At 62.9% G+C, this 20,508-nt stretch carries 20 protein-coding genes; 14 read left to right on the forward strand and 6 right to left on the reverse strand.

Annotation, left to right across the window (positions count from 1 at the left end):
• Window positions 1-18 precede the first annotated feature (18 nt).
• The 12 genes from FHK92_RS26075 (at window position 19) to FHK92_RS26130 (ending at window position 13,669) form a co-directional block, all read left to right on the forward strand.
• Complete coding sequence (locus tag FHK92_RS26075) at window positions 19-264, forward strand: 4Fe-4S dicluster domain-containing protein (RefSeq protein WP_003180418.1); 246 nt, start codon at window positions 19-21, stop codon at window positions 262-264.
• 249 nt (window positions 265-513) lie between these two features.
• Entirely contained in the window at window positions 514-1,920 is a 1,407-nt protein-coding gene (locus tag FHK92_RS26080; protein WP_181290660.1) for an ABC transporter substrate-binding protein, read from the forward strand.
• Window positions 1,921-2,050: 130 nt separating this feature from the next.
• Entirely contained in the window at window positions 2,051-2,833 is a 783-nt protein-coding gene (locus FHK92_RS26085; RefSeq protein ID WP_181290661.1) for an ABC transporter permease, read from the forward strand.
• Window positions 2,833-3,681, forward strand: a complete 849-nt coding sequence (locus tag FHK92_RS26090; RefSeq protein ID WP_181290662.1) for an ABC transporter ATP-binding protein — start codon at window positions 2,833-2,835, stop codon at window positions 3,679-3,681. The genes FHK92_RS26085 and FHK92_RS26090 overlap by 1 nt, the downstream gene beginning before the upstream one ends.
• On the forward strand, window positions 3,678-4,640 hold the full coding sequence (locus FHK92_RS26095; protein WP_181290663.1) for a HEAT repeat domain-containing protein: 963 nt from the start codon (window positions 3,678-3,680) through the stop codon (window positions 4,638-4,640). Before FHK92_RS26090 ends, FHK92_RS26095 begins: the two co-directional genes overlap by 4 nt.
• The gene (locus FHK92_RS26100) at window positions 4,637-4,909 is read left to right on the forward strand and encodes a gamma-butyrobetaine hydroxylase-like domain-containing protein (protein WP_181290664.1); all 273 of its coding nucleotides are present in this window, start codon (window positions 4,637-4,639) and stop codon (window positions 4,907-4,909) included. The genes FHK92_RS26095 and FHK92_RS26100 overlap by 4 nt, the downstream gene beginning before the upstream one ends.
• A gap of 275 nt (window positions 4,910-5,184) precedes the next feature.
• The gene (gene lexA, locus FHK92_RS26105; protein WP_181290665.1) at window positions 5,185-5,802 is read left to right on the forward strand and encodes a transcriptional repressor LexA; all 618 of its coding nucleotides are present in this window, start codon (window positions 5,185-5,187) and stop codon (window positions 5,800-5,802) included.
• Complete coding sequence (gene imuA, locus FHK92_RS26110; protein WP_181290666.1) at window positions 5,802-6,425, forward strand: translesion DNA synthesis-associated protein ImuA; 624 nt, start codon at window positions 5,802-5,804, stop codon at window positions 6,423-6,425. The genes lexA and imuA overlap by 1 nt, the downstream gene beginning before the upstream one ends.
• A gap of 7 nt (window positions 6,426-6,432) precedes the next feature.
• Complete coding sequence (locus FHK92_RS26115; RefSeq protein ID WP_181290667.1) at window positions 6,433-7,854, forward strand: Y-family DNA polymerase; 1,422 nt, start codon at window positions 6,433-6,435, stop codon at window positions 7,852-7,854.
• Window positions 7,830-10,928, forward strand: coding sequence for an error-prone DNA polymerase (locus FHK92_RS26120; RefSeq protein WP_375154634.1), 3,099 nt, complete (start codon window positions 7,830-7,832; stop codon window positions 10,926-10,928). Before FHK92_RS26115 ends, FHK92_RS26120 begins: the two co-directional genes overlap by 25 nt.
• 266 nt (window positions 10,929-11,194) lie before the next feature.
• Window positions 11,195-13,306, forward strand: a complete 2,112-nt coding sequence (locus FHK92_RS26125; RefSeq protein WP_181290669.1) for an ATP-binding protein — start codon at window positions 11,195-11,197, stop codon at window positions 13,304-13,306.
• 96 nt (window positions 13,307-13,402) lie between these two features.
• Complete coding sequence (locus tag FHK92_RS26130; protein ID WP_181290670.1) at window positions 13,403-13,669, forward strand: hypothetical protein; 267 nt, start codon at window positions 13,403-13,405, stop codon at window positions 13,667-13,669.
• A gap of 50 nt (window positions 13,670-13,719) precedes the next feature.
• Here the strand turns inward: FHK92_RS26130 and FHK92_RS26135 are convergent, their stop codons facing one another.
• The gene (locus FHK92_RS26135; RefSeq protein ID WP_181290671.1) at window positions 13,720-14,241 is read right to left on the reverse strand and encodes a DUF4142 domain-containing protein; all 522 of its coding nucleotides are present in this window, start codon (window positions 14,239-14,241) and stop codon (window positions 13,720-13,722) included.
• A 216-nt stretch (window positions 14,242-14,457) separates the two neighbouring features.
• Between FHK92_RS26135 and FHK92_RS26140 the strand changes: the two genes are divergently transcribed.
• Entirely contained in the window at window positions 14,458-14,691 is a 234-nt protein-coding gene (locus FHK92_RS26140; RefSeq protein WP_181290672.1) for a YdcH family protein, read from the forward strand.
• Window positions 14,692-14,772: 81 nt separating this feature from the next.
• Here the strand turns inward: FHK92_RS26140 and FHK92_RS26145 are convergent, their stop codons facing one another.
• From FHK92_RS26145 to FHK92_RS26155, 3 genes are all read right to left on the reverse strand, one after another.
• A complete protein-coding gene (locus FHK92_RS26145; protein WP_181290673.1) occupies window positions 14,773-15,636 on the reverse strand; it encodes a LysR family transcriptional regulator in 864 nt (287 codons plus the stop codon).
• A 105-nt stretch (window positions 15,637-15,741) separates the two neighbouring features.
• Window positions 15,742-16,059 carry an SCP2 sterol-binding domain-containing protein gene (locus FHK92_RS26150; RefSeq protein ID WP_181290674.1) on the reverse strand — a complete coding sequence of 106 codons (318 nt, stop codon included), beginning with the start codon at window positions 16,057-16,059 and terminating at the stop codon, window positions 15,742-15,744.
• A 52-nt stretch (window positions 16,060-16,111) separates the two neighbouring features.
• Window positions 16,112-16,822, reverse strand: a complete 711-nt coding sequence (locus FHK92_RS26155; protein WP_181290675.1) for a histidine phosphatase family protein — start codon at window positions 16,820-16,822, stop codon at window positions 16,112-16,114.
• 225 nt (window positions 16,823-17,047) lie between these two features.
• On the opposite strand from FHK92_RS26155, the gene sohB reads away from it, so the two are divergent.
• Window positions 17,048-18,079 carry a protease SohB gene (gene sohB, locus FHK92_RS26160; protein WP_181290676.1) on the forward strand — a complete coding sequence of 344 codons (1,032 nt, stop codon included), beginning with the start codon at window positions 17,048-17,050 and terminating at the stop codon, window positions 18,077-18,079.
• 219 nt (window positions 18,080-18,298) lie between these two features.
• On the opposite strand, the gene FHK92_RS26165 is transcribed toward sohB, so the two are convergent.
• A complete protein-coding gene (locus tag FHK92_RS26165) occupies window positions 18,299-18,793 on the reverse strand; it encodes a DUF934 domain-containing protein (RefSeq protein WP_030137966.1) in 495 nt (164 codons plus the stop codon).
• Window positions 18,777-20,435 (reverse strand): nitrite/sulfite reductase, encoded by a 1,659-nt coding sequence (locus tag FHK92_RS26170; RefSeq protein ID WP_181290677.1) that lies wholly within the window; start codon window positions 20,433-20,435, stop codon window positions 18,777-18,779. Before FHK92_RS26170 ends, FHK92_RS26165 begins: the two co-directional genes overlap by 17 nt.
• Between the last annotated feature and the right edge of the window lie 73 nt (window positions 20,436-20,508).

Below are 20,508 nucleotides of genomic sequence, written 5' to 3' on the forward strand. Positions count from 1 at the left end.
CACCCAAAGAGAACGCTTATGGCCTATCAACCCCAGGAAATCTTCTTCCGCTCCAATGCCCCCGTCACCGTGGACGAGGACAAATGCATCGCCCACAAGGGCTGCACGGTTTGCGTCGACGTATGCCCCATGGACTTGCTCGCGATCAACCCGGCAACCCAGAAGGCCTACATGGCGTTCGATGAATGTTGGTATTGCATGCCGTGTGAAAAGGACTGCCCGACGGGGGCGGTGAAAGTGGAAATTCCGTACCTGTTGCGCTGACCGAAGGACGCCTTCGCGAGCAGGCTCGCTCCCACAAGGGATCGAAGCCAGCCGTAGAGCTTATGTACACCGTTAAAACCTGTGGGAGCGAGCCTGCTCCGGGCGGCGTTCCGACGAAGAGGCCACCACAGACACCACAAAAGCCATCCGGCACCCCCGGACGCATTTTTCAGAACACCCCTCGTTTCCCACCGCGCCCTGATCGCGGCGGAGACGAAAAACCAATAAATGATTCGAGGGGAAACACCCATGTTATTGCGTGCAGCATTGGCCGGTCTGGTACTGGCTTCATTGACCCTGCCTGCCCAGGCAGAAACCATCCGCATCGCCATCGGCACCCAGGACACCACCATCAACTGCGCCGCCGGCGGGTTGCTGATCCGGGAGCTGGGCCTGTTGGACAAATACCTGCCCCACGACGGCACGTACAAGGATGCCCACTACGACATCCAGTGGAAAAACTTCACCAGCGGCGCGCCACTGACCAACGAGATGGTCGCCGGCAAACTCGACTTCGGCGCCATGGCCGATTTCCCCGGTGCGTTCAACGGCGTGGCGTTCGAGACCGCCGGCAAACACAGCCTGTTCATCAGCGTGTTGTCGGGCAGCACCCAGGGCAGCGGCAACGGCATCGTCGTGCCCAGCGCCTCGGGCGTGCAATCGCTGGCCGAGCTCAAGGGCAAGACGATTTCCGTGCCATTTGCTTCCACCGCCCACGGCATGTTGCTACGGGCGATCGCGGCTCAAGGGTGGGATCCGCTCAAGGATGTGAACATCATCGCCCAGCCGCCGGAGGTCGCCGGCTCGGCGTTGCAGGCCGGTAAAGTTGATGCCCATGCCGACTTCGTACCCTTCGCCGAGCTGTTCCCCAGCCGTGGTTTCGCCCGCAAGATCTACGACGGCGCCCAGGCAAAAACACCGACGTTCCATGGCGCGCTGGTGGACCAGGCCTATGCCAGGAAGTACCCGGAAATCGTCGTTGCTTATCTGCGCGCATCCATCGAGGCCAATCAATTGCTGGCCGCCGAGCCGGAGAAGTACAGCGAGTTGATCGCCAAGGTCACCGGCGTGGATGCCGAGGTCAACTACCTGTTCCACGGGCCGCTGGGCGTGCAGACCCGCGACCTGACGTGGAAACCGGAATACCGCCAAGCCGTCGGCACCGCCATCGATACCCTCAAGTTGCTGAAGAAAGCCGATCGCGGCCTGGACCTCAATACGTTCATCGATGACCAGTACATCCGCGCCGCGTTCAAGGCGTCGAACCTTGATTACACCGCGCAACTGGGCAATTACGCCCAGACGCCCCTCGGCACGCCCGACGCCCTGACCGGCCAGGCCATCACCGATGCCCGCCATGTGGCTGAGATCTGGGTGCGCGGCGAGGCGAAAGTGCGTCATTACGCCTCGGCGCAGTCAGCCTTCACTGCGCTGGCAAGCCTCAAGCAGGAAGGCAAGGGCATCCGCGCCGTCTACGCCCAGGCCAGCGACAGCGGGATCAAGCTGCTGGCCGAACAGGCGTGGTTCGCCAGTGACGGCAAGGGCCAGCTCAGCGCGTTCCTGTTGAAGGGCCAGGCCGAGCAATTTGCCACGGCCCAGGGCGGCAAGGTCCTGGATTTCACCGAGGCGACCACCCAGGCGGTCGCTGCCCGATAAACCTGACACCGTCCCCTGTGGGAGCGAGCTTGCTCGCGATAGCGGTGTGTCAGCCAATTCGATTTCAACTGACCTGACGCCATCGCGAGCAAGCTCGCTCCCACAGGGATTGCACTGCGGAGGAAAATTTGTGCATTCATCACCCAACCGCTGGCTCCTGCGAGCCGCTTCCTTGCTGCTCTGCCTGCTGTTCTGGCAACTCGCCGCCGACGGGCATTGGGACCTTGGCCTGGTGACCTTCGCCAACGTTCCGACCCCGCTGGCGGTGGTCCAGGCCGCGCTTGGACTGGGCGAGTCGGGCAATCTCGTGCGGCATCTGGGTAGCAGCCTGGGCCGGGTCTTTGCCGGATATGGCGCTGCGCTGTTGATCGGCGTGGCGCTGGGCCTGGCCATCGGTCGTTCCCGATGGGCCGAAGACGTGCTGCTGCCGCCGCTTGAAGTGCTGCGGCCGATTCCGGCGGTGGCCTGGATTCCGTTGGCGATCCTGATGTTTCCCTCGTCGGAATTGTCGATGGTGTTCATCACCTTCACTGGCGCGCTGTTCCCGATCCTGCTCAACACCGTGCACGGCGTCGAAGGGGTGGACCGGCGGTTGATTGCTTCGGCGAAAAGCCTCGGCGCCGGACGCCAGGCCATCCTGCTGGAAGTGATTCTGCCGGGGGCCGCGCCGAGCATCATCACGGGCCTCGCCATTGGCATGGGCACCTCCTGGTTTTGCCTGGTAACGGCGGAAATGATCGCTGGCCAGTACGGCATCGGCTATTACACCTGGGCGTCGTACACCGTGCAGAACTACCCGGACATCGTGGTCGGCATGTTGCTGATCGGTGTGCTGGGCATGGGCAGCAGCCTGTTGATCAAACGCCTGGGCGGGCTGTTCACGCCTTGGCACCGACCGCGAGGAAAAGCCTGATGAGCGTGATGCAAGCACCCGAAGGGCGGATCGACATCCGCCAGTTGTCCATTGTCCTGGGCCAGGGTGCCCAGGCCTTCGAAGCGGTGCAGGGGCTCGATTGCCAGATCGAGGCGGGCCAGTTCGTCTGCATCCTGGGGCCGTCCGGTTGCGGCAAATCCACGTTGCTCGGCGCCCTCGCCGGGCACTTGCAACCCAGTACGGGCACGTTGCATGTGGACGCGGCGCCGGTCGTTGGCCCGTCGCCCCAGCGCGGCATGGTGTTCCAGCAACACACCTTGTTTCCGTGGCGCAGCGTGCGCGACAACGTCGCCTTCGGCCTGAAGATGCGTGGCCTGGGCAAGCTCGAACGGCACCGGGCCGCCGATGAAATCCTTGCCCTGGTGGGCCTGGAGGGTTTTTCCGGGCACTGGCCCGATCAGCTCTCCGGCGGCATGCAGCAACGGGTGGAGATTGCCCGAGTGCTGGTCAACCGTCCGCGCCTGTTGCTGATGGATGAGCCCTTCGGCGCGCTGGATGCCCTGACGCGCTTGAACATGCAGGAACTGCTGCTGGACATCTGGACGCGGATCCGCACCACCGTGGTGTTCGTCACCCATGACATCGACGAAGCGCTGTTCCTCGCCGATCGCTTGTTGGTGATGAGCCCGCGCCCGGGTCGGATCATCGAGGACCTGCGCCTGGATTTCCCCCGGCCACGAACGACTGAGTTGGTCACCCGCCCTGAATTTGCCCGATTGAAACGCCACTGCCTCGAACTGCTGCGTCATGAAGACGGCCAGCAACTGCCGCGCCTCAATCCCCTTGGGCTGCCTCCTGAAACCTCCTTGCCGCGATTTTCCCTATGACCTCTCTATTTGAAAACACCGACAACGACGACATCCTTGCCCTGCAACCGCGCCTGACCGACGACGACGCCGGCGTGCGCCGTATCGCGCTGATCGAACTGGCCGACCTCGAAGAGCCCGAAGGCCTGTCGTGGCTGGTGGATCGCCTGGCCCGGGATCCCAGCGCCGAGGTGCGGGCCGAAGCCGCGCGATTGCTCGAAGCGTGGGAGGACGCGCCGGTGGTCGCGGCCTTGTGCGAGGCCCTGACCGATCCATCCCCGACCGTGCAAGCCGCTGCGGCCCAGAGCCTGAGTTTGCTCAAGAGCGAGGCAGCAGGAAGGGTGATCTTGCCTTGGACGGTTCATGTTGATGCCGATGTGCGCGTCGCCGCGTTCCGGGCGTTGCGCGAGTTGCGTCTGGGTGACGCCGCGCCAGCCGCGCTCGCCGCGTTGGCTGACCCCGATGCCGGCGTGCGTCGCGAGGCGGTTGGCGTGCTGGGTTGGCTCAAGCACCTCGACGCCTTGCCGGCCCTGGCACGGCTGGCCAGTGATGATCCGGAGAGCGAAGTGCGCCGTGCGGCCACCGGTGCCCTCGGCCTGGCCTCGGATGCTCAAGTCTTGCCGGCGCTGCGCCAGGCACTCCGGGATCCGGCCTGGACGGTGCGCGAAGAAGCCGCCACCACGTTGGGCAAGGTCGGTCATGCCGATGCCGGTCCGGCTTTGATCGAGGCGCTGGCGGATGATTATTGGCAAGTGCGTCTGCGGGCGACTCGCAGCCTCGGGCGTTTGCGCTACGCCCCGGCGCTGGCGGCATTGATCGAAACCCTGGCTCATCGCATCAGCAATCTGCGCAAGGAAGCGGCGTTGGCCTTGGGTGAGCTGAACGATCCTGCTGCCATCCCGGCGTTGCAGGCCGCCCAGGACGATGGCGATCCGGAGGTACGCAAGGCTGTGCGCATTGCCTTGGGCCAACTGCAATGAGCCCGCTGGCGATTGGCAATTCCCGGGAAAAGGGCACGTTGCGGCTGAGTTGGCCCGATGGGCGTGAACAACGGTTGGAGCATGCCGAGCTACGCCGTCGGTGCCCCTGTTCGCGGTGCCGTGCGTTTCGTCTGCAAGGGTTGGCGGTTCAGGTGGATTCGCGGGTTCGGGTGGTTGAGGTCAATAGCCAGGGCTATGGGGTGCAGTTGGTCTTCAGTGATGGGCATGAGCGGGGGATTTTTCCCTGGGAATACCTGGCGGGGTTGTAGCTTTGTGCCCATCCCTTGTGGGAGCGAGCTTGCTCGCGATGACGTCAGTACATTCAACCCTTTTGCAAGCTGACCCACCGCCATCGCGAGCAAGCTCGCTCCCACAGGGATACGCTGGTTACTTGAGCAATACGGTAAACCCGTGGCGAGGGAGCTTGCTCCCGCTGGGCTGCGCCAGCAGTCCCAAAATCATTCAACACGGTTAATTTGGTTTTGCGCAGTCAACCCGTGAACTGACTGTCGGCGCTTGTAAGAAAAATCCTGAAAGAGTACAAATGTACTCCATGACGACTCTCACTCCCCGCCGTACCGCCATCCTGACCTTCATTCGCGAACGCATCGCCGAACAGGGCCAGTCTCCCAGCCTCGCTGAAATCAGCGAGGCGTTTGGTTTTGCCTCCCGCAGCGTGGCGCGCAAGCATGTGTTGGCGTTGACCGAAGCCGGGTTCATCGAGGTCAATCCGCACCAGGCCCGAGGCATTCGACTGTTGAACCAGCCGCCGCGCCCCGAGTTGCTGGATGTGCCGGTGCTCGGGCGGGTGGCCGCCGGTCTGCCGATCGGGGCCGATGCCGAAGTCCACAGCCGTCTCTTGCTGGACCCGGCGATTTTCACCAAGGCGCCGGATTACCTGCTGCGCGTCCAAGGCGATTCGATGATCGAGGACGGCATCCTCGATGGCGATCTGGTGGGCGTACAACGCACGCCCCAGGCCTCCAACGGGCAGATCGTCGTGGCACGCCTGGACGGTGAAGTGACCATCAAGCGTTTCGAGCGAGTCGGCGAACGGGTGCGCCTGTTGCCGCGCAACCCGGCCTATCAGCCGATCATCGTCGAAGCCGACCAGGACCTGGCGATAGAAGGCGTGTTTTGTGGCCTGGTGAGGCAAGGCTGATGGGCGCCGTCGTTGCGTTGGACACGCTGTTCAATGGCGGCCAGGTCTGGAAGGGCCGGCCTGCGCCACCGGCCGCCAGCCCGCAACCCACCGGCCATGCGGCGCTGGACGCGGCATTGCCCAGTGGCGGCTGGCCGGAAGCGGCGTTGACGGAAATCCTCATCGGCGCGCCAGGCGTGGGCGAGTTGCAACTGGTGTGGCCGACCCTGGCGCGGCTGTCGGCGGCGGGGGAGCGGATCGTGCTGGTGGCGCCGCCCTTCGTGCCCTATCCCCAGGCCTGGCGAAACGCCGGGGTGGACTTGCGCCAGTTGTCGATCATCCAGGCCGATCCACGGGAAGCCTTGTGGGCCACCGAGCAATGCCTGCGTTCGGGCAGTTGCGGCGCGGTGTTGTGCTGGCCGCGCCAGGCGGATGACCGGGCCTTGCGCCGTTTGCAGGTCGCCGCGGAAACCGGCCAGACCCTGGCGTTCGCCTGGCGCTCGATCCAAGAAGCCATCAACCCGTCCCCCGCGGCCTTGCGCATCGCCATCGATGCTCGGCCCGCGCAACTGCGGGTGCTCAAGTCCCGCGGCGGGCTAGCCCGTTCGGCGCCGATCGCTTTTCCCACGCTCACAGGGCATTGAGGTTGCGATGCGCTGGGTCTGTATTCTCTTCCCGCAATTGGCGCTGGACGCCGCGCTGCGCCAGCGCCCCGATCCCGACGAGCCCCTGGCCCTGCTGACCGGTCCGGCCCAGCGCCGGGTGCTGCAAGCGGTCAACGAACCGGCCCGCGCCTTGGGCCTGCGCCCCGGCCAGACCATGACCGCCGCCCAGGCCTTGAGCAAAGGGTTCGCCACGGCCGAGTACGACGCGGCGCAAATCCAATATTGGCAACAATTTCTCGCCGCCTGGGCCTACCGTTTCAGCTCCCAGGTCAGCGTGCATTACCCGCGCACGGTGGTGTTCGAGATCGAATCGAGCCTGGGGCTGTTCGGACCGTGGCCGGTGTTCGAGGCGCGGTTGCGGGCCGAACTGACTGAACTGGGCTTTCGTCATCGCATCGTCGCCGCGCCCAATCCCGTGGCGGCGCGGACGCTGGCCAATGCCTACGACGCCCTGGTGGTGCCCGATAACGAGACCTTGCAAGCGTACCTGGGACACATGCCGGTGGACCGGGTCGGCCTGACGCCGGAAGTTGCCACGGCGTTGTCGCGCATGGGCCTGCGCCAGCTCGGCCAAGTCCAGGCCTTGCCCCGGCACACCTTGGCGCGGCGCTTCGAAGCCGACATGCTCAAGCACCTCGACGCGCTGGTGGGCAGCCGCACCCTGGCGCTGTCGTTCTACCTGCCGCCGGACCGTTTCGATGTGCGCATCGAACTCAATTACGACGTGCAATCCCACCAGGCATTGCTCTTTCCGTTGCGCCGATTGACCGGTGACCTGTCGGCCTACCTGTGTGGCCGCGACAGCGGCGTGCAGCGTTTTGACCTGCGCCTGGAGCACGCCGGTTTACCGGACACGGTCATCAAGGTCGGCCTGCTCAGCGCCGAGCGGGATGCTTCGATGCTGTTCGAGCTGGCCCGGGGCCGTCTCGAACAGGTGCAGGTCGAGGCGCCCGTGCGCGGCTTTCGCTTGTGTGCCGAAGACCTGCCGAGCTTCGTACCCCAGCGCCTGGAATTGTTCGATGAACGTCCCCAGCAGTCCTTGCCTTGGGAGCAGTTGCGCGAACGGCTGCGGGCGCGCCTCGGTGACGAAGCCGTGCAAGGGCTGGGGTTTGGCGATGATCATCGGCCCGAATGCGCTTGGCAGATGAAACCCCAGCCGCAACAACAGGCATGTCCGCTGCGCGAGGATATCCAGCGCCCCGGCTGGCTGCTCGGCGAGCCCCAGGCTTTGCCCGAAGGCCAAGCGCGAATCCTCATGGGCCCGGAGCGCATCGAATCCGGCTGGTGGGATGGGGCCGACGTGCGCCGCGACTACTATCTGGTCGAAACCCGTGCCGGCCAACGTGGCTGGGCCTATCGGCCGGTGGGCGAGGGCGGGCCGTTGTGGCTGCAAGGCTGGTTCGCATGAACGTCGAATACGCCGAGCTGCATTGCCTGTCGAACTTCAGTTTCCAGCGCGGCGCCTCCAGCGCCCTGGAGCTGTGCCGTCGTGCCAAGCAGCAGGGCTATCGGGCTCTGGCGATCACCGATGAATGCACCCTGGCCGGGATCGTCCGGGCCTGGCAGGCAGCCAGGGAACTGGAGCTGCAACTGATCATCGGCAGCGAAATACAGGTCGAGGACGGTCCGAAGCTGGTGTTGCTGGTGGAAAACATCGAAGGCTACCAGGCCTTGTGCCGGCTGATCACCCGCGCCCGGCGCCGCAGCGAGAAGGGCCGTTATCGCATCGTTCGGGAAGACTTCGACGAGCCGCTGCCGGGGCTACTCGCGCTGTGGGTGCCCGATGGCAAGGAGCCCGAGGCGCAAGGGCACTGGCTCCAACAGGTGTTCAACGCACGCCTGTGGCTGGCCGTGCAGTTGCATTGCGGGCAAGACGATCGGCGGCGGCTGGCGGACTTGCTCGCATTGGCCGAATGCCTGGGCCTTCCGGCCGTCGCCACGGGGGATGTGCACATGCATGTGCGGGGTCGTCGCGCCTTGCAAGACACCATGACCGCGATCCGTCACCACGTCACCGTCGCTGAGGCCGGTCAGCGCTTGCACCCCAACGGCGAACGCCATTTGCGCAGCCTTGAGGCCCTGGCCGATCTCTATCCCCGCGCCTTGCTCGATGAAACCGTGGAAATTGCTCGGCGTTGCACGTTCGACCTCGGTCAGTTGCGCTATGAATACCCGCGCGAGCTGGTGCCCGAGGGCCATGATCCGACGTCCTGGCTGCGGGAACTGACCGAGCGCGGCATGCGCGAGCGGTGGAAGGGCGGTGTGAAGGACAAGGTGCGGGCGCAGATCGAAAGCGAGTTGGCGCTGATTGCCGAGCTTGGCTACGACAGCTATTTCCTCACCGTGCAGGACATCGTCAGCTTCGCTCGCAGTCGCCATATCCTCTGCCAGGGCCGGGGCTCGGCGGCGAACTCGGCGGTGTGCTACGCCTTGGGCATCACCGAAATCGACCCGGCCCAGACGGATATGTTGTTCGAACGCTTCCTGTCCCGCGAGCGCAATGAGCCGCCGGACATTGACGTCGATTTCGAGCACGAGCGTCGCGAAGAAGTCCTGCAGTACGTGTTCCAGCGCTACGGTCGGCATCGTGCGGCGTTGACGGCGGTGGTCAGCAGTTACCACGGCGCTGGTGCGGTGCGCGACGTGGCCAAGGCCCTGGGCCTGCCGCCGGACCAGGTCAATGCACTGGCCGATTGCTGTGGTCGCTGGAGCGATGAAGCGCCGCCGCTGGATCGTTTGCGCGAAGGAGGATTCGATCCCGAAAGCCCAGTGCTGCGCCGGGTATTGAGCCTGACCCAGCAACTGATCGGCTTCCCCCGGCACCTGTCCCAGCACCCCGGCGGCTTCGTGATTTCCCAGCAACCCTTGGACACCCTGGTGCCGGTGGAAAACGCCGCGATGGCCGAGCGCACCATCATCCAGTGGGACAAGGACGACCTCGATGCGGTCGGGCTGCTCAAAGTGGACATTCTGGCCTTGGGCATGCTCAGCGCGATCCGCCGTTGTTTCGACCTGGTCGCACATTACCGGGGTGTGCGGCATACCCTGGCGTCGTTGACCAAGGACGATCGCGCGACATTCGAGATGATCAGCCGCGCCGACACCATCGGCGTGTTCCAGATCGAATCCCGGGCGCAGATGGCGATGCTGCCCCGGCTCAAGCCCAAGGATTACTACGACCTGGTGATCGAAGTGGCCATCGTGCGGCCGGGACCGATCCAGGGCGGGATGGTGCATCCGTACCTGCGGCGGCGCAATGGAGAAGAGGCGATCACTTATCCGTCGCCGGAATTGGAAGAGGTACTGGGCCGAACCTTGGGCATTCCATTGTTCCAGGAACAGGTCATGCAGATCGCCATTGTGGCCGCCGGCTACAGCCCGGGCGAAGCGGACCAGTTACGCCGATCGATGGCCGCCTGGAAGCGCCACGGCGGGCTTGAACCGCACAAGAAAAGATTGGCCGAGGGCATGGAAGCCAAGGGGTACAAACCTGAATATGCCGCGCAGCTTTTCGAGCAGATCAAAGGCTTCGGCAATTACGGTTTTCCTGAATCCCACGCCGCCAGTTTCGCCTTGCTGACCTACGCCAGCAGTTGGCTCAAATGCCACGAGCCGGCGGCGTTCGCCTGTGCACTGATCAACAGCTGGCCCATGGGTTTCTACAGCCCGGATCAAATCCTCCAGGATGCCCGCCGACACCACTTGCAGATCCGTCCGGTGGACGTGCGGGCCAGTGACTGGGAATGCAGCCTGGAACCGATGGAAGGCCGGCAACCGGCGATTCGCATGGGCTTGCGCCTGATCAAAGGGTTTCGCGAGGACGATGCCCGGCGTATCGAAGCGGCGCGCAGGGAGCGGGCTTTCAGCGATGTGGCCGACCTGGGCGAGCGGGCGCGACTCGACGCCAGGGCCATGGAGCAATTGGCCGACGCCGATGCCTTGCGCGGCCTGGCCGGCGATCGTCATCGCGCCCGCTGGGAAATCGCTGGCGTGGAAAGACAACTGGGCTTGTTCGCGGGCTTGCCCAGCCAGGAAGAACCCACCGTGGACTTGCCGACCCCCACGGTGGGGGAAAACCTGTTCGCCGACTACGCCACGGTGGGCACGACGTTGGGGCCCCATCCACTGGCCTTGCTGCGCTCCGAATTACGCGCCCGGCGCTGCCGCAGCTCGCGGGAATTGCAGGCTGTCGAACATGGCCGCAACGTTAGCGTCGCCGGGCTGGTCACCGGCCGCCAGCGCCCGGGCACGGCCAGCGGCGTGACCTTTGTTACGCTGGAAGATGAGTTCGGCAACCTCAACGTGGTGGTCTGGCGCGACTTGGCCGAACGCCAGCGCAAGGTCCTGGTGGGCTCGCAATTGCTCAGGGTGGATGGGCGCTGGGAGAGTGTCGGCGAGGTCCGCCATCTCATCGCAGGACGCCTGAGCGATTTGAGTGAGTTGCTGGCGGGCATCCATGTGCGCAGTCGGGATTTCCGCTGAACTTTTGGTTGAAATCTGTGGCGAGGGGATTTATCCCCGCTGGGCTGCGAAGCAGACCCAATACGGTCGATTCCGAACAATCTGACACACCTCAGTGTCGGGTTTGGGGCCGCTTCGCAGCCAAGCGGGGATAAATCCCCTCGCCACAAGGCCCGGCGCAAAAGCCTTTGCATGAAACCAATTGCCAACCCAGTGCTCGAAGCACTAGCACAAGGGACTTGTGGTATGCCGCTTCCCTGCTGGTAGTTTGAGGTGAGAGTCGTTCCATGAAGTTCTTATCCCAGAGTAACGGGTGTCCCGGTTGGGACGGAGAGATGGCCCGGCGCATCCGGGCGCACGATTGGAGTCGCACCGAACTGGGTGCGATCGAGCATTGGTCCGCCAGCTTGCGCAGCGCGGTCCAAGTGATGCTGGCGTCGCCCTTGCCGATGGTCATGTTGTGGGGCCGCCAGGGCTTCATGATCTACAACGATGCCTATGCCGAATTTGCCGGCGGTCGCCATCCGTACCTGCTGGGACGGGCGGTGGAGTTGGGGTGGCCGGAGGTGGCCGAGTTCAACCGCCATGTATTGGACGTGTGCCTGGCTGGCGGCACGTTGTCCTACCGCAGCAAGGAACTGGTGCTGCTGCGTGACGGCAAGCCCGAAGACGTCTGGATGGATCTCTACTACAGCCCGGTGCCGGACGATGACCAATCGCCGGCCGGCGTGTTGGCGATCGTGGTGGAAACCACCGAACTGGTGCTGAGCGAGCGGGCCCGGCAAGAGGCCGAGCGCAGCTATCGCGCGGTCAATGAGCGCATCCAGCTGGCGCTTTCTGCTGGGCCGTTGCTGGGGTCGTTTGTTTGGGATATCACCACCGACACACTGTCTGGCGACGAGCGTTTCGCCCGTACGTTTGGCTATCCGCCTGAGTGCCCGCTGGATGCACTGCCCATCGAGATTGCTCGCCAGCGCATCCATCCTGATGACATCGAGGACGTGGAGCAGCGGGTCGATCTGACCTTGCGCACGGGCGTTCCCTACACCGCTGAATACCGTTTGCGTCGTGCCGAGGGCGATTACCTTTGGGTGCTGGCCAGCGGTCGATGCGAGTTCGATGCGTTGGGCAAGCCCCTGCGTTTTCCCGGCGTGCTGATCGACATCAACGAGCGCAAGGCCGCCGAAGCGTCGCTGCTCAAGTTCACCCGCGACCTGGAGCAGCGCGTCGATAATGAAGTGCAGGCGCGCCTGGCAGCCGAAGAACAGCTGCGCCAATCACAGAAACTCGAAGCCATCGGCGGACTCACGGGCGGCGTCGCCCATGACTTCAACAACCTGCTCCAGGTGATCGCTGGCAACCTGCACTTGTTGGCTCGCCACGAGCCTGACAATCCCAATGTGCAACGGCGGGTCGGCGCGTCGATCGAAGCGGTGGAGCGGGGCGCCAAGTTGTCATCGCAGTTGCTGGCTTTCGCCCGTCGCCAGCCGCTGTCGCCGGCGGTCTACAACCCTCGTCGCATCTACGATGGCCTGGGAGAATTGCTGCAACGGGCGCTGGGCGAAACCATCCGGATCGATGTGTCGTTGCCCCCTGAGCCGTGGTGCATCCATGTCGATCGCAACCAGTTGGAAAATGCCCTGCTGAATCTGGCAATCAATGCGCGCGATGCCATGGGTGGCGAAGGCGTCATCAGCATGGTCGGGGAAAATATTGCCCTGGACGAATCGTCCTGCGCTGGCAAAGGTGTCGTGGCCGGTGACTACGTGCGATTGTCGGTGATCGATCGGGGCGCCGGCATGGCGCCCGAAGTCTTGAACCAGGTGTTCGAGCCGTTCTTTACCACCAAGACCGATGGCCAGGGCACCGGACTCGGCTTGAGCATGGTGTTCGGGTTCGTCAAGCAGAGTGGCGGGCATATCGAGATTGCCAGCCACCCGGGGGAAGGCACGCAAGTGCACATGTACTTCCCCCGCAGCCATAAGCCTGAATCTGCGGAGCAGGCGCACCTCCGCACGCTCCAGCCCGGCCTGCAGGAAACGATCCTGGTGGTCGAAGACAACGATGACGTGCGCGGAGCGTCGGTGGAATTGCTGGAACAGTTCGGTTATCGAACGCTGACCGCCGCCAACGGCGACGAGGCGATGAAGCTGTTGCTCGACAACGTCTCGGTGGACCTGATCTTCACTGACGTGGTCATGCCCGGCCTGATCAAGAGCTCCGACCTGGCGGCCTGGGCCAAGGTGCAGACCCCGCCGGTGCCGGTCCTGTTCACGTCGGGACATACCCGCGACATCATTTCGCGTAACCACCAGTTGAGCCCCGATACGCATCTGTTGAGCAAGCCGTACAGCCCGGATGCGTTGGCGCGGATGGTCAGTTCGGTACTGGGTGATTGAATCCGGTGCTGTAAAAGATGGAACCCAAGCCGCTGTCCTGCCTTCGAATGACCAGGGCCGATGACTTATTCGGCCGTGTCATGAATGAGGTGTCCAATGAGCGATCCTGCAAATACTCAGCAACAGGGCCAGACGCAGACCCAGTCCTCACGTAACGATCCGGCTGTCGATCCGCAAGTGCCGGGCCAGCAGCCTGCCAGTCCGTCTGGAACGCATGAGGCTCATAGTGCTGCCAGCGAGGTCGATCAGAAGAAGCGTCATCAGGATAATGACAATACCTACAGCCCGGGTTTCAAGCCGGAGCCGGACCGGGCGGGGCCTGGTGACAAGACTGATGCGGATATTGATACCGCGGATGGCTGATCAATAGAAAGCCCGACTCGAGAGTCGGGCTTTCTTATTCATGTGCTGCGTTATTTACTGGGGTGGGCCGCCTGAAGCTTCTTGGCCATCTCCAAGTGATGCTGTAAGTCTGGCAGCATTTTCTGAGCGAACGCTTTCAGCTCGGTATTGCCAGGCTTCTTGTCATCAGTAACCGTCTCGGCCTCTTTCTTGAACAGGGCGACGGTTTCTTCGTGAGCCATTACTTGATTATTCGCATAGGCCGGATCGAAAGACTCGTCGCGCACGTCGAGGATCTTGGCCTTGGCCTTTTTCATCAACGTGGTGTCGTCCGGTACTTCGATGTCATGTTTCTTCGCCAGCGCCTTCAGCTCTTCGTTGGCCTTGGTGTGGTCGGCGATCATCTTGTTGGCGAACTCCTTGATGTCCGCCGATTGGCTTTTCTGCAGCGCCAGCTTGCCTGTTTCGATTTCCGCGATACCGCCGGCCGCCGCGTTGTCGACGAAGTCGCTGGAGGTCGCGGCCCATGCCATGCCCATGCTGCTACTCAGGGCAACAGCCAGGCCGAGTTGACGCAGGGTAAATCTGTCCATAGGTAAGTCTCCACACAGGTTGTACAGATGATTCTCGTGGTACTGATCAATGGAGGGGAAAGCGCGGGGGAAGGTTTGATCGGAGCGCGTCGCGGTACGACGAACGGTCACCGCTGGTCGGATTGGCGGTCGACAGAACCCGACCGGCAAGGCCATGCTGATGACAGGCAGTGCCCCGAAAAGCACGTGCCACCGAACTCACGAAGGAGGTGCTCCATGCCGGTGTCCCATGATCTTTGCCAGGATCTGAAGTGCACAGAAGAAGACATCCTGAAAAAGCGCCGGGAGGACGAGAGTCTCGACGCGCTGATCAAACAATACGCCAGGCTTGATGCCGAGCTGGTGAAGGCCGAGAAACCACCTGTGGTCCTCGCTGATGTGGCCCTGGAGACGCTCAAGAAGGAGCGGCTGCAGATCAAGGACCAGATCGCTGCACGGATGCAAATGTAGTCATGACGGCCTTCTGCTAAGCGCTTTTCGTGGCGAGGGAGCTTGCTCCCGCTGGGCCGCGAAGCGGCCCCACCCAATCCATCAGCCCAGCGGATCCCAGCGCTGGGACCAATCGCTGCCGGTCTTGACGATCTCTCGCAACACCTCGAACGCCTGCTGCAATGCCGCCGAATCCCGGTCCCTGGAATACACCAGGTAGGTCGGGTAATTGAATTCCGGTGCCTTGGGCACTCGCTCCAGAATGCCGCTGTCCAGGTAGCTCTGCACGACCCGGGTACGGAAATAGCCGCTGCCGCCGTTCTCCAGGATGTATTGCAGCGCCAGGGGCCCGAGGTTGAAGGTCACGGCAGCCTTGGCTTTGTCCGGCAATGCCGTGTCGTGCTGCCGCCGGAAGTCGGCGCTCCAGTCGATGTATACGTAGGGTTCGGGGCGAGCGGCCAGGCGCACCAGGATCAGTTTTTCCTCCAGCAACTGCTCGACTTGCAGCCTCGGCCAGTACTCGGGCTGATACACCACCGCAGCATCCAGCAACCCCAGTTCCAATTGCTGCAACAGTTTTTCACCGTCGCGGATGTCCATGCGCAAGGCGTGACCGGGAATTCTCTGGCGCAGCTCACCAGCCCAGGCAAGCATCAACGGGTTGCACAAGCTGACCTCCCCGCCGAGATGCAAGACGTTGCGATAGCCCTCGGGCAACGGCAGGTCCCGGCGGGCGGCTTCCCAGGTCTGCACGAGCTGGTTGGCATAGACCACGAAGGCTTCGCCGTCGGCGGTCAATCGCGCGCCGGCCCGGTTGCGCACGAACAGCGCGCAGCCAAGCTGGCTTTCAAGCTTCTGCACCCGGGCGGTAATCGCGGTCTGGGTGACGTGCAGTTTTTCCGCCGCAGCGGCAAGGCTGCCGTGGCGAACGATTTCCAGGAAGGTGCGAGCGAGGTCGATGTCCATGTTCAGGCCGTGGCGGGTGGTGCGGGCATTGTAAGAGTTTCAGGCGAGAAACAAAAAATCCCGCCACAAGGGCGGGATTCGGCACAGCCAGGGCGCGACCCGATCTCAGGACGGGAACAGCTCGGCCAGTTTCATCGACAGCATCATGTCGCCTTCCACACGCAGCTTGCCGCCCATGAACGCTTGCATGCCGTCGGTCTCGCCGCTGACGATGCCCTTGAGGGTTTCGCTGTCCAGGACCAGCGTGCAGTTGGCGTCAGCATGTTCGCCTTCCTGGATGTCGCAAGTGCCGTCCTTGACGACCAGGGCGTACTGCTTGTCTTCGTCGGTGATGTTGAAACCGAATACCAGATCCAGGCCGCGAGCGGCTTCTGGGTTGAACTTGGCTTGCATGGCTTTTACGGCGTCGGCTACGGAGGTCATGGTTTCGATCCTTATTCGGGGTAATACAGCAAAGGTCTACAGCAAACCGGACTCAGCGAAAAGTGATGAGGTCCGGGGTCTTCAGCAGTTGCAGGTGGGCATGACTGTTGAAGGAAGCCAGGGCCACCTCGCGGCCCCTGAATTTCAACTGGTTGAGCGAGGTGTTGACGATCTGCCAGTTCAGCTCGAAAGCCTGTTTGGCGGGCATCTGGGTAATCAGGTGGAGCAGGGCGGTGATGGTCCCGCCGGAGGTGAACACGGCGATCTTGTGAGTCTTGTCGGCCTTGTCGAGGATCCGGTGCAGGCCGGCCTGGACTCGTTCGACGAAGCCCAGCCAGCTTTCCAGACCGGGCGGGTCATAGTGGCCGCTGAGCCAGCGCTCGACGATCAAGGCGAAGATGCGCTGGAATTCGGCGCGGTTCTGGGCGGCGTTACGGAGGATATGCAGCGCTTCGGGCTCTTGGGGGAGCATGTCTGGCAAAAGCGCGCGAATGACCGCGTCGGCATCGAACTCGTCGAACGCAGCGTCGATTTCCAATTCGGGAACCGGCAAGCCGGCGGTAGCCATCTGGCCCAGCGCGCCGATGGCGGTGTCCTGCTGGCGACGCAGCTCGCCCGAGAGGCAGCGATCGAACACGACACCCAGCTCCGCCAGGTGGCTGCCGAGCACTTGGGCCTGGCGTATGCCGTTGGGTGAAAGGACATCGTAGTCGTCCGCACCGAAGGAGGCTTGGCCATGTCGAATCAGATAAATGCTGCCCACGTCCGCGTCATCCCGGTACGTTGAAGGTTTGGCGAGGTTATGAGGATGGCGTTGGCCTGTCAATGAAAAAACATACGCTCGTTTGAAATGACCGTTACAGCCCGTCCTGTCTCAGCCACGTTACGGTTACGGCGGGTTTCATGGCTGGCAGCGGGGCAAACGCATGGGTATGCTGGCAGCGTTACGCGCCTGCGTTCAGTGGCGCATTGCATTTAAGGAGTCGCTGTGGAGTTTTTTGTCGAGTACGCCGGTTTCCTGGCCAAGACGGTGACGCTGGTGATCGCCATCCTGGTAGTCATGGCCAGTTTTGCTGCGCTGCGCAGCAAGGGACGGCGCAAGTCGGCCGGGCAGTTGCAGGTCAGCAAGCTCAACGATTTCTATAAAGGGTTGCGCGAGCGCCTGGAGCAGACGCTGCTGGACAAGGACCAGCTCAAGGCCCTGCGCAAAAGCGAGGGCAAGGCTGAAAAAGCCGGGAAGAAACAGAAAGACAAGCCGGCGGCCAAGCCACGGGTGTTCGTGCTGGATTTCGACGGTGACATCAAGGCCTCCGCCACCGAGAGCCTGCGCCACGAAATCACCGCGCTGCTGACCTTGGCGACCCCGAAGGACGAAGTGGTCCTGCGTCTGGAAAGCGGTGGCGGCATGGTCCACAGTTACGGCCTGGCCTCGTCGCAACTGGCGCGGATCCGCCAGGCCGGCGTGCCGTTGACGGTGTGCATCGACAAGGTGGCGGCCAGCGGCGGCTACATGATGGCGTGCATCGGCGAGAAGATCATCAGTGCTCCGTTCGCCGTCCTGGGTTCCATCGGCGTCGTGGCCCAGTTGCCCAACGTCAACCGCTTGCTGAAGAAGCACGACATCGATTTCGAAGTCCTGACTGCCGGTGAGTACAAGCGAACGCTGACAGTGTTTGGCGAGAACACCGAGAAGGGCCGGGAGAAGTTCCAGGAAGACCTGGACATTACCCATGCGCTGTTCAAGAGCTTCGTGTCCAACTATCGCCCGCAACTGGCGATCGACGAAGTGGCCACTGGCGAAGTCTGGCTCGGTGTCGCCGCGCTGGAAAAACGCCTGGTGGACGAGCTCAAGACCAGCGATGAATACCTGGCCGAACGGGCCAAGGGTGCGGAGCTTTATCATCTGCACTACGCCGAGCGTAAAAGCCTGCAAGAGCGCATCGGCATGGCGGCCAGCGGTTCGGTGGATCGGGTGTTGCTCAGTTGGTGGAGTCGGTTGACCCAGCAGCGGTTTTGGTAATTCGAGGCGGGTGGCCACCACTAAACCCTGTGGGAGCGAGCTTGCTCGCGATGGCGTCGGTACATTCAACATCACCTGCCCAGGCAAACCGCTATCGCGAGCAAGCTCGCTCCCACATCGGGCCAAGGCGGGCTGAAGATTAGGCTCTGCTGCCAATATCCATCAACAAAAAAGCCCTGAACCGGTCACCCGGTCCAGGGCTTTTTCATGTATCAGGTTTCAGCGGCGACGAAACAGCGGCAGTGGCTCGTCAGTGGCGGCCTGATAGGTCACCGAGAAATCCTTGAGGCTTTCAAGGGCTTCATACGGGTCTTTGTCGGCACGCAACGCAAAGGCGTCGAAGCCGCAACGGCGCATATAGAACAACTGGTCGCGCAGCACGTCGCCAATGGCGCGCAGTTCACCCTTGAAGCCATAGCGTTCACGCAACAGACGGGCGTTGGAATAGCTGCGTCCGTCGGTGAAGGCCGGGAAGTTCAGGGCGATGACCTGCAGCTGGTTGGCGTCGTCACCGATTTCTTCCGCTTCCTCGTCAGCGTCCAGCCACACACCCAGGCCGCCATCGCGGGCTTTCAGAGCGTGTGCATGATCGCGCCACAAGGCCAAGGGCACGATCAAGTCGTCGCAGTTGGAAATGCCATCGAGCGTCGCGTCCTTGGGCAACAGGTGCCAGGTTTCGTCGATGACTTCGTTGTTCTTAATGATTCGCTGCATAGACGCGTTCCTTGAAGAGGTCGATGCCGATACGTTGATAAGTGTCGATGAAACGCTCGTCTTCGGTGCGTTGTTCGATGTACACGTCGATCAGCTTCTCGATCACGTCCGGCATGTCATCCTGGGCAAACGACGGGCCGAGGATCTTGCCCAGGCTGGCGTCGCGGCTGCCGCTACCACCGAGGGAAACCTGGTAGAACTCTTCGCCTTTCTTGTCCACGCCGAGGATGCCGATGTGGCCGACGTGGTGGTGACCACAGGCGTTCATGCAGCCGGAGATGTTCAGGTCCAGCTCGCCGATGTCGAACAGGTAGTCCAGGTCGTCGAAGCGGCGCTGGATCGATTCGGCGATCGGGATCGACTTGGCGTTCGCCAGGGAGCAGAAATCACCGCCTGGGCAGCAGATGATGTCGGTCAACAGGCCGATGTTCGGGGTGGCGAAACCTTGCTCGCGCAACTCGCCCCACAGGGTGAACAACTGGCTCTGCTCAACGTCCGCCAGGATGATGTTCTGTTCGTGGGACGTGCGCAGTTGGCCGAAGCTGTAGCGCTCGGCCAGGTCGGCGACCGCGTCCAGTTGCTTGTCGGTGATGTCGCCGGGCGCAACGCCGGTCGGTTTCAGCGACAGGGTCACGGCAACGTAGCCAGGCTTCTTGTGGGCCAGGGTGTTGCGGGTGCGCCAGCGGGCGAAACCCGGGTGTTCCTTGTCGAGGGCGGCCAGTTCGGCGTCCTGGTTGTCCAGGGCCTTGTAGGCCGGGTCGACGAAGTGCTTGGCGACGCGATGCACTTCGGCTTCGGTCAGGGTGGTCTGGCCGCCGCGCAGGTGGACCATTTCGGCCTCGACCTTCTCGGCGAACACTTCAGGCGTGAGCGCCTTGACCAGGATCTTGATCCGCGCCTTGTACTTGTTGTCGCGACGGCCATAGCGGTTGTACACCCGCAGGATGGCGTCGAGGTAGCTCAGCAGGTCCTGCCACGGCAAGAACTCGTTGATGAACGCACCGACTACCGGGGTACGTCCCAGGCCGCCGCCCACCAGCACACGGAAGCCCAGCTCGCCGGCGGCGTTGTAGACCGCTTCGAGGCCGATGTCATGGACTTCGATGGCCGCGCGGTCCGAGCTCGAGCCGTTGATGGCGATCTTGAACTTGCGTGGCAGGTAGGCGAATTCCGGGTGGAACGTGGTCCACTGGCGAACGATTTCGCACCATGGACGTGGGTCGATCAATTCATCGGCCGCGACGCCGGCGAACTGGTCGGTGGTGACGTTGCGCAGGCAGTTGCCGCTGGTCTGGATCGCGTGCATCTGCACGGTGGCCAGTTCGGCCAGGATCTCAGGCACATCTTCCAGGGCCGGCCAGTTGTACTGGACGTTCTGCCGGGTACTGATGTGGGCGTAGCCCTTGTCATAGTCGCGGGCAATCTGGGCCAGCTTGCGCACCTGGCGCGAGGTCAGCTGGCCATAGGGCACCGCCACGCGCAGCATCGGCGCGAAGCGTTGGATATACAGGCCATTCTGCAAGCGCAGAGGGCGGAATTCTTCTTCGCTCAGCTCGCCTGCCAGATAGCGTCGGGTCTGATCACGGAACTGCTTGACGCGGTCCTCGATGATCCGCTGATCGTACTCGTCATATACGTACATATAAGTCTCGTTCTCAGGCTTGGGCCGATCAGAAACAGCTGCAGGTTGGCTCGCTGAAATCGGGTTCTGCCTC

Origin of the sequence: Pseudomonas brassicacearum subsp. neoaurantiaca (assembly GCF_013608025.1) — a bacterium.
Lineage (GTDB): Bacteria > Pseudomonadota > Gammaproteobacteria > Pseudomonadales > Pseudomonadaceae > Aquipseudomonas.

What these genes read in the sequence shown, in the direction of transcription:
- FHK92_RS26075 (WP_003180418.1), top strand. Translation starts at nt 19, where the DNA reads ATGGCCTATCAACCCCAGGAAATCTTCTTCCGCTCCAATGCCCCCGTC.
- FHK92_RS26080 (WP_181290660.1), top strand. Translation starts at nt 514, where the DNA reads ATGTTATTGCGTGCAGCATTGGCCGGTCTGGTACTGGCTTCATTGACC.
- FHK92_RS26090 (WP_181290662.1), top strand. Translation starts at nt 2,833, where the DNA reads ATGAGCGTGATGCAAGCACCCGAAGGGCGGATCGACATCCGCCAGTTG.
- FHK92_RS26095 (WP_181290663.1), top strand. Translation starts at nt 3,678, where the DNA reads ATGACCTCTCTATTTGAAAACACCGACAACGACGACATCCTTGCCCTG.
- FHK92_RS26100 (WP_181290664.1), top strand. Translation starts at nt 4,637, where the DNA reads ATGAGCCCGCTGGCGATTGGCAATTCCCGGGAAAAGGGCACGTTGCGG.
- lexA (WP_181290665.1), top strand. Translation starts at nt 5,185, where the DNA reads ATGTACTCCATGACGACTCTCACTCCCCGCCGTACCGCCATCCTGACC.
- imuA (WP_181290666.1), top strand. Translation starts at nt 5,802, where the DNA reads ATGGGCGCCGTCGTTGCGTTGGACACGCTGTTCAATGGCGGCCAGGTC.
- FHK92_RS26115 (WP_181290667.1), top strand. Translation starts at nt 6,433, where the DNA reads ATGCGCTGGGTCTGTATTCTCTTCCCGCAATTGGCGCTGGACGCCGCG.
- FHK92_RS26125 (WP_181290669.1), top strand. Translation starts at nt 11,195, where the DNA reads ATGAAGTTCTTATCCCAGAGTAACGGGTGTCCCGGTTGGGACGGAGAG.
- FHK92_RS26130 (WP_181290670.1), top strand. Translation starts at nt 13,403, where the DNA reads ATGAGCGATCCTGCAAATACTCAGCAACAGGGCCAGACGCAGACCCAG.
- FHK92_RS26135 (WP_181290671.1), bottom strand. Translation starts at nt 14,241, where the DNA reads ATGGACAGATTTACCCTGCGTCAACTCGGCCTGGCTGTTGCCCTGAGT.
- FHK92_RS26140 (WP_181290672.1), top strand. Translation starts at nt 14,458, where the DNA reads ATGCCGGTGTCCCATGATCTTTGCCAGGATCTGAAGTGCACAGAAGAA.
- FHK92_RS26145 (WP_181290673.1), bottom strand. Translation starts at nt 15,636, where the DNA reads ATGGACATCGACCTCGCTCGCACCTTCCTGGAAATCGTTCGCCACGGC.
- FHK92_RS26150 (WP_181290674.1), bottom strand. Translation starts at nt 16,059, where the DNA reads ATGACCTCCGTAGCCGACGCCGTAAAAGCCATGCAAGCCAAGTTCAAC.
- FHK92_RS26165 (WP_030137966.1), bottom strand. Translation starts at nt 18,793, where the DNA reads ATGCAGCGAATCATTAAGAACAACGAAGTCATCGACGAAACCTGGCAC.
- FHK92_RS26170 (WP_181290677.1), bottom strand. Translation starts at nt 20,435, where the DNA reads ATGTACGTATATGACGAGTACGATCAGCGGATCATCGAGGACCGCGTC.